Annotated in this window: 7 protein-coding genes; 6 read left to right on the top strand and 1 reads right to left on the bottom strand. The window is 70.8% G+C overall.

The genetic code is table 11. The features are described from left to right. Positions 1 to 108: 108 nt before the first annotated feature. Together VF330_RS33805 and VF330_RS33800 are read left to right on the top strand one after the other, a co-directional pair. A complete protein-coding gene (locus VF330_RS33805) occupies positions 109 to 1,986 on the top strand; it encodes a DUF1996 domain-containing protein (RefSeq protein ID WP_330855779.1) in 1,878 nt (625 codons plus the stop codon). 86 nt (positions 1,987 to 2,072) lie between these two features. Then, positions 2,073 to 2,975: an oxidoreductase gene (locus tag VF330_RS33800; RefSeq protein ID WP_330855778.1), complete on the top strand. Its 903-nt coding sequence runs from the start codon at positions 2,073 to 2,075 to the stop codon at positions 2,973 to 2,975. 90 nt (positions 2,976 to 3,065) lie between these two features. Here VF330_RS33800 and VF330_RS33795 read toward each other — a convergent pair whose 3' ends face one another. After that, positions 3,066 to 3,236, bottom strand: coding sequence for a CsbD family protein (locus tag VF330_RS33795; protein ID WP_330855777.1), 171 nt, complete (start codon positions 3,234 to 3,236; stop codon positions 3,066 to 3,068). 200 nt (positions 3,237 to 3,436) lie between these two features. Between VF330_RS33795 and VF330_RS33790 the strand changes: the two genes are divergently transcribed. From VF330_RS33790 to VF330_RS33775, 4 genes are all read left to right on the top strand, one after another. Beyond that, positions 3,437 to 4,093 carry a hypothetical protein gene (locus VF330_RS33790; RefSeq protein ID WP_330855776.1) on the top strand — a complete coding sequence of 219 codons (657 nt, stop codon included), beginning with the start codon at positions 3,437 to 3,439 and terminating at the stop codon, positions 4,091 to 4,093. Positions 4,094 to 4,223: 130 nt separating this feature from the next. Further along, complete coding sequence (locus VF330_RS33785; RefSeq protein ID WP_330855775.1) at positions 4,224 to 4,661, top strand: SRPBCC family protein; 438 nt, start codon at positions 4,224 to 4,226, stop codon at positions 4,659 to 4,661. Between the two features lie 139 nt (positions 4,662 to 4,800). After that, positions 4,801 to 5,247 (top strand): ATP-binding protein, encoded by a 447-nt coding sequence (locus VF330_RS33780; RefSeq protein ID WP_330855774.1) that lies wholly within the window; start codon positions 4,801 to 4,803, stop codon positions 5,245 to 5,247. A gap of 341 nt (positions 5,248 to 5,588) precedes the next feature. Continuing rightward, entirely contained in the window at positions 5,589 to 7,433 is a 1,845-nt protein-coding gene (locus VF330_RS33775) for a diguanylate cyclase domain-containing protein (RefSeq protein WP_330855773.1), read from the top strand. Positions 7,434 to 7,500 lie beyond the last annotated feature (67 nt).

Below are 7,500 nucleotides of genomic sequence, written 5' to 3'. Positions count from 1 at the left end.
CAACGTTCGATTTTGTTCGACGGTCACAATTCGGTTGAGCCGATCCGCGACACCGTACGTATCCCCGGTCATGCGCCGCATGAACGAGGAGGACGTATGACGCACCGCGTGACGGACAGACGGAAGTTCCGCCTGATCGCTTCGCTGTCTGCGGTGGCCGTTGTCGCAGCGGGCACCGCCGCCGTGGCGCTCGCCGCCAACAACGGTGACCCGGCACCGCTCGGTGCGTTCGTGCCCATCGAGCAGGTGGGCAAGAACGTCGTGGATCCGAAGGTCGGCAAGAACGGCGCCGCCGGCGTGTTCACGGTCGACTGCGGGACGAACGAGCAGGGCAAGTTCAGCGCCGACAACCCGGTCGCCCAGCCGGGTCTGAAGCACGGCGCGCAGCACGTCCACGACTTCGTGGGCAACCTGTCGATCAGCGCGGAGTCGACCGACGAGAGCCTGCTCGACTCGGAGACCACCTGCCGCAACGGCGACCGCTCGTCCTACTTCTGGCCGGTCGTGCGCATCAACCCCAAGGCCAACCCGCAGGACGTCGGCTCCAACCCGGACAAGGTCAAGGAGAACGGCCCCGGCGAGGTCGCGTGCCCCGGTGTCGCCGAGCGCCTGCCCGCCGTTCCGCAGCGGGTGCGCGACGAGATCATCCGGAACCTCCAGCAGCTCGCCCAGCAGCTCAGGGAGGCCAACGACCGGGTGTCGCGCGCCCAGAACCCCGCTGACCCGAACTTCGTCAACAACACCGTTCTCGGCCCGCTGCGCGACAAGCGCGCGGCGACCCTCGACCGCATCGCGAACGCGCTGGCCCGGTCCTCGCGCAAGCCGAACCTGAAGCCGCTCGCCGACTGCGACCTGCGCTGGGGCCACGGCCACGGCGGCGGTGGGCACGGCGAGCACTCGTCGAAGCCGCGCAAGTTCGCCGCGGAAGGCGTTCTGCAGCAGGCCGAGCAGAACAACGCGGAGCAGAACGACGCCGCGACGCCCACGATCAAGTGCCCGTCCGTGCGCGGCGCGCTGGACGGTGTTCCGGACCAGGCCCTCGACGAGGTGGACAACAACCTCGACCTGCTGGACAAGCAGATCGCCGAGGCCAACCAGCGCCTGGTGACCACCAAGGGCCAGGGCGGCGCCAACTTCATCGACAACGCGATCCTCGGGCCGCTGAAGGACAAGCGGGTCGCGACCCTCGACCGCATCGCGATCGCGATCGGCCGCAACGGCGAGAAGCCGCAGGGCCTGGACCGCCTGGCGAAGTGCGGCCTCAACGACAACGGTGAGGGCGAGAACAACAACGGCGGCAACAACAACGGCAACAACGGCAACGGCAACGGCAACGGCAACAACAACGGCGGCAACAACAACGGTGCCACCACGACCACCCCGCCTGCCGCCACGACCACCGCCGCCCCGCCGCTGGCCGCGCCCACCGGCAAGAACCTCGAACTCGTCGGCAACAACGGCAAGATCGTCCGGCCGGCCCAGGTGAAAATCGAGTACCGCGGCAACGCGACCAGCAAGGTCACCGGCATGCCGCAGTTCCTCAAGATGGTCACCGGTGACGCCAAGCCGACCAGCCGCGGCCCCGCCAACGCCCGCGCGACGTGGACCTGCGGCGGGTTCGAGGACCGCCTCTCCGACAAGTACGTGGTCTGCCCGAACGGCAGCAAGGTCATGCGCGTGCACGACTTCCCGGGTTGCTGGGACGGTCAGAACGCCGACAGCGCCAACCACCGCGACCACGTCCGGTTCGCCGACAAGCAGACCGGCGCGTGCCCGCAGGGCTTCAAGGCGATCCCGCAGCTGCGGATCAGCATCTCCTACAACATCTCCCGCGACGTCCAGCAGAAGGGCCAGTACCAGCTCGACGCGTTCCCGGAGGAGAACCACAACCCGTTCTCCGACCACAACGACTTCGCCAACGTCAACTCCGACCAGACGATGGCCAAGATCGTGAAGTGCGTGAACGACGGGCGCAAGTGCTCCTGACCACCATCTGACCCACTGCAGGGGAGCCTTCCCGGACTCGAAGTCCGGGGAGGCTCCTTCGTGCGTCGGCGCCTAAGCTGGCGATCATGACGAAACCCCGGTGGACCGCGGACCAGTTGCCCGACCTGACCGGCCGCACCGTCGTCGTGACGGGCGCGGCCAGCGGCGTGGGCCGCGGCACGGCCGGCGCGTTCGCCGCGGCGGGAGCACGCACGGTGCTCGCGGTGCGCGACGTCGCCGCCGGTGAGCGGGCGGCGGCCACCATGCGAGGCACCACCGAGGTCCGCGAACTGGACCTCGCGAGCCTGGCGTCGGTGCGCGCGTTCGCCGAGGGCTGGCAGGGCGGGATCGACGTCCTGGTCAACAACGCCGGGGTGGCGATGACCCCGCACGGCCACACGGCCGACGGGTTCGAGCTCCAGTTCGGCACCAACCACCTCGGCCACTTCGCGCTGACGAACCTGTTGCTGCCGTCGATCACCGATCGCGTGGTGACCGTGGCCTCCGGCGCGCACAAGGCGGGTGTGCTCGACCTGGACGACCTGGACTTCGCCCGTGCCGGCTACTCGCCGGTGCGGGCCTACGGCCGTTCGAAGCTCGCGAACCTGTTGTTCACCCTGGAGCTGGAACGGCGCTGCCGCGAGGCCGGCTCGGCGGTGCGCGCCCTGTCGTCGCACCCCGGCTACACGGCGAGCAACCTGGGGACCAAGGGTCGCAACCGGCACCTCGTCAAGATCGTGCACATCGCCGGCCGCTACCTGGCGCAGACCGAGCTCGAGGGCGCGCTGCCGTCGCTGTACGCGGCCACCCAGGACCTGCCGGGTGCCAGCTACGTGGGCCCGGACGGCCGGTTCGAGCTGCACGGCCACCCCGCGCTGGTCGGACGCTCGGCGGCGGCCAGCGACCCGGTGCTGGCGCGCCGGCTGTGGGAGACGTCGGAGCGGCTCACCGGGGTGAGCTTCCCGCTGACCGCGAAGCCGGGGGAGTGACGCACGCCCACCACGCGGTCCTCTGTGGACTGAAAGCACGACGACCGGCCCCCGCAGCGACTTGCGGGGGCCGGTGCTGTCAGAACTGCCTTACTTGAAGGCGTCCTTGACCTTCTCGACCGCTTCCTTGAGGTGGCCCTTGGTCTGGTCGGCCTGACCCTCGGCACGCAGGCCCTCGTCGTTCGTGGCGTTGCCGACGCCTTCCTTCACCTTGCCCTTGAGCTCGTCGCCCTTGGCTTCCAGCTTGTCATCGGCGCCCATGTCGTTCCCTCTTCCTTCCTCGACACCCGAAACCGAAACTCGGGTGCGCACGTTGGCCCGGGAGTGCCCTGGACGGCGAAATCCGAAACAGGATGGAGTCGGGCCTCACACGACGCCGCCGCGCGTGACGTGACCGCGCGGCGTAACAGCGGTACCGGTCGGGCCGATCACCTCACGACAGACCCAGCCCGGGAGGCCGCATGCGTCGCTCGTCCTCACCACCACCGAGGTGGGTGCGCCGCGTCCTCGTGGGCACACCTCTCGTGGTCGCGGTCGCGGCCGCCGTGGTCGTGCCCTTGGTCCACTTGGGTGGGCTCGGTGTCGCGGTCGCGGTGGCCTGCGTCCTCGTCGCACTCGCGGGAGCCTGGCTCGTGCGCGCGGAGCTGAAAGCCGACCGGCACGTGACACCGCCGATGGCCGCCCGGTACCGCGCGCTCGCCCGCCTGCTCGACAACGCCGACGACCGCGAGGTGCGCGTCGACCCCGCCCGCCGGTACTCGATCCTGCTGCGGGACGAACGCCTCCGGAACGGCTCGGTCCGGCGGGCGCTGCTGAGGTTCGACCAGAACGAGCTGGAGGGAGCCGGGCACGGCGGGGTCGGCACGCCCCTGGTGTTCGACCACTTCTCGCTCGACCCGGCGCGTCCCCTCGTGCGGCACCGCCTCGACGCCGTCACGATCACGCGCGGCCCGGACGGGAAGGCCAGCATCGCGGGCATCCCCGAGCCGTGGCAGGACGAACGCGCGGTGGCCGAGACCGCGCGGCTGCTCACGGCGACGGCCGCCGACATCCCTCCGGTGGCCGATCTCGACGTGCTGATCGCCCAGATCCGGTCCGGCTCCGCGCTGGCGCCGTAGCGGGCGCACGCGGTCCGGAGTGGACTGGGCGCATGCGTGGTTCGGCACGTTTCGGTACAGCGGCCCGGTGAACGGGTATCCGGGGGCCTGGTGTCCGGAGCACTTCACGAGCATCCACGAGGGAGCGACCATGTCCACCGTCTCGCGCACGTTCACCGTCCAGCCCGGTCCCGCAGTTGTCGTGCCGTACCTCGCCGACTTCGGCAACGCCGAGCAGTGGGATCCGGGCACCGAGCGGTGCGTCCGCGAGGACAGCGGTCCCGTCCGGGTCGGGTCGTCGTGGCACAACACCTCGAAGATCGCCGGCATCACCACCGAGCTGACGTACACGCTGGAGCAGCTCACCGACGAACGCGTCGTCCTGGTGGGCCGCAACGACACGGCCACCTCGACCGAGACCATCGACGTCACGCCCGACGGCACCGGCTCGAAGATCACCTACACCAACGAGCTGGAGTTCCACGGCGCGGCCAAGCTCGCGACGCCGATCGCCAAGGTGGTCTTCGAGAAGCTCGGCAACGACACCGAACGCCAGCTCTCCGACGTGCTCAACGGCCTCGGGCGCTGAAATTCGGCGCTGTGAGTCGACGTCGCCTGGAATGGATGTGAACCGTCCGGGGTGCTCGCGGCGAACATCTCCCCGGGAGCTGTGACGCCGCTGGCACCTCGGCACGCGCACGACGAGCAGGGAAGGAAGTGGGGCCGCGATGACCGCGACGAGCCGGTACACGCCCGGTGGTGGCGAGGGCAGGCAGACCGAGGTGCCGCTCGGCGAGCCTGGCACCACCGTCGCCGCGCTGACGGTCGCCGACGACCTCTCGGAGATGGCGCGGGTCCGCAACTGGGCGCGCGGCCTGCTGGCCGACCTGCCCGAAGACCGCTGTGCCGACGTCGTCATCGTGCTGGACGAGCTGGTGTCCAACGCGCTGCGGCACGGTGAGCCACCGCGCGAGGTCCGGCTGGTCCGCCGCGGTGGCTGGATGCGCATCGAGGTCGACGACGGGTGCCGGGACGAGGCCTGTCAGCGACCGGCCTACAACGGCGGGGGCCGAGGCATCGCGCTCATCGCCGCGTGCTCGCTGGCGTGGGGCCAGGAGCAGCGGCAGAAGGGCAAGACCGTCTGGGCCGAGCTCACCCTGACCGACGCCGGGTGAGACCGAGCGTCCTCAGTGGACCACCGGGGGGCCGAATGTATCCACAAAGGACTCTCAACCCGCGCGTGGGCGTCGCGACGTGGGGAAGTGCGGCGGCCGTCGTCTCCGGTTCACCGGATCGGGTTGACCGCGCGAGAAAGGCAATCCGCACGCCGTCGTGTCACGAACCTGGTGTGCGTGGATCCGCCGGATGCGGTTCAGCCGGCTCGGGACGGCGCCACGTGACCCCCTTGCCCATCCGGGTGATCCGGATGGGCGAGGGGCCCCTTTGTCACCCTGTTGGCCGAACGCGGGGGCGAATGCCCTTGTGCGGCGAGAACAACTTGGTGTGAGGTGTCCGCGTGACGGAGTCCGACAGCGCACCCGACATAGCCGACCTGGCTCGCAGATGGGTGGCCGACCTCCGGAATTCCACCCGGTCGGACGAAGAGCTGGAGGAGCTGGTCGCCGGGCGGCTGGACCGGCTGCTGCGGGACGGCGACCGGTCCGGTGCGCGTGCCCGCCTCCGCTTCGACACGGTCTTCGAGACGTGCCCGACGGCGGCCGCGATCACGGACGCGGCGGGAACGGTGGTCACCGCCAACGCGGTGTTCGCGGAGCTGGCCGAAGCAGCGGCGGCCGGAGCGCCGACCGGGTTCGGCATCGGCGACCTGGCGGCGGACGAGCTGAGCCGGCGGCTGCTGGCGGACGCTCCGGAGCAGGTCCGCGCTCGCCCGGACCAGGTCGTCCGCGGTGAGGTGGAGATCCGCGTCTCGGACGCGCTGAGCAGAACCGTCCGGCTGTCCGCGGCCGCGCTGCCGGACACCGAGGCGGCCGTGCTGTTCCTGCTGGAGGACGTGCAGGAGCTCAGGCAGCTGCAGGAGACCTTCCGCCACCAGACGCTGCACGACTCGCTGACCGGGCTGCCCAACGACGCCTACTTCCGGTCGAAGGTCGAGAGCGAGGTCGCCACCGCCGGCGGCGGTGAGCAGATCGCCCTGCTGTTCCTGGACCTCGACGGGTTCGGCGTGATCAACGACGGACTGGGCCCGGACGTGGCGAACCTCGTGCTGCGCGCCGTGGCGGGCACGCTCCGCCAGATCTTCGCCGGCGAGGGGACCTTCATCGCCCGGCTGTTCCGCGACGAGTTCGCGGTGGCGATCAGGGGAAGGCTCACGCACCAGTCCGTGGTGGCGCGGGTCGAGGAGATGCTCCGCAAGCTCGCCCAGCCCGTCTACCACGGCCCGGCCGGCGTCGGTGTCAGCGCGAGCGTGGGCATCGTCGTCGCCGAGGCGGCCGGGTCCGACCACCGCGCGCTGCTCAGGTCCGCCGAGGTCGCGCTGCACCGCGCCAAGGAGCTCGGCAAGTCGCAGTGGGTGCTGTTCGACCAGGAGACGGACCGCGCGGCACGCGACCGCTACTACCTGGCCGCGTCACTGGCGGGTGCGATCGAGACCGGCGAGATCGGCGTCGTCTACCGGCCGCAGGTCGTCCTGCCCGACGCCCCGGTCGTGACGTCGCTCAAGGCCTGCCTCTGCTGGCGGCATCCGCAGGCCGGCCGGTTGCACGCGGACGAGGTGTACGAGCTCGCGGAGCTCACCGGCATGACGCTGCCGCTGGGCAGGCACCTGCTGTCCGAGGCGGTGGAGACCGCCGCGGACTGGCGCGCCCGGTTCGGCGACGGCGCACCGGTGGTGTGCCTGAACCTGCCCCGGCGCATGGCGATCGACGCGGACCTCGTGGGCATCGTGCGCACCGAGCTCGAACGGCACGGCCTGGAGGCGGGGCGGCTGATGCTGTGCACGAACAGCGCGTCGCTGCTGGACGTGCGCGGCGACCTGAAGGAGTCGATCGGCGTCCTGACGCGGCTCGGCATCGTGTTCGTGCTGGACGTCGCGGGGCTGTCCGACATCGAGCTCATCGCCGCGCTGGACCTGCCGGTGCCCGGCGCGATGTTCGTCGGGCCGGTCGTGGCCGCGGTCGCGCTCGACGACCCGCCGGAGTGGGCCACGCGCCAGGTGCGGTACGTGGTCGACCGCGCGGAGGAGCTCGGCGTCAAGGTCGGCGCCAACGGCGTGGTCTCGCAGGAGCACGCCGAACGGCTGCACGCGCTCGGCGTGGTCGTGGCGGCGGGTCCGTACCTGGACGAGTACGAGACCCAGCAGGAGGCCGAGGTCTGGGCGGGTCGCGTCTTCTCGATGGGGTGAGCGGGTCCGGCGGTGTCCGACGGTGCTCACGCGGCGCCGGTCGTCCTTGACAGCGATCGTCCGCACC

It is taken from the genome of Lentzea sp., assembly GCF_036380075.1.
Taxonomy (GTDB): Bacteria; Actinomycetota; Actinomycetes; order Mycobacteriales; family Pseudonocardiaceae; genus Lentzea.
Note: the sequence above shows the minus strand (reverse complement) of the source record. Positions and strands in the feature narration are given on the sequence as shown.